1 protein-coding gene is annotated in these 256 nt (G+C 46.1%); it reads right to left on the bottom strand.

What is annotated here, in order from left to right:
- Positions 1–256: condensation domain-containing protein (locus tag SB658_RS25510; RefSeq protein WP_410603235.1), on the bottom strand; the 256-nt coding region annotated here is incomplete at both ends.

Below are 256 nucleotides of genomic sequence, written 5' to 3'. Positions count from 1 at the left end.
CGAAGAAGTGGTGCACACTCAAGGTCAAAGGGTCTGACAAATTTCTGCATATTTTCTTCCATCGTACCGCCTGTTAGCTGCTCTATTTGAAAAGGTACGGATGGAGCTACCCGCTGACGAGGAACGCCTTTCAACGTATGAAAAGACGTACGCAGCATATCATGACGTGTGATGAGTTTTTCAAAGGCTTCAGTCAGCCTCTCTTGCTGTAGCGTTCCTTTTAACCTCACAACAGCTGGCATATGATATGCAGTAC

This window comes from Bacillus sp. SIMBA_008, from assembly GCF_046535495.1.
In the GTDB taxonomy this organism is placed as follows: Bacteria; Bacillota; Bacilli; order Bacillales; family Bacillaceae; genus Bacillus; species Bacillus subtilis.
The sequence above is the reverse complement of the archived record's forward strand: the minus strand, read 5'-3'. Positions and strand labels throughout refer to the sequence as shown.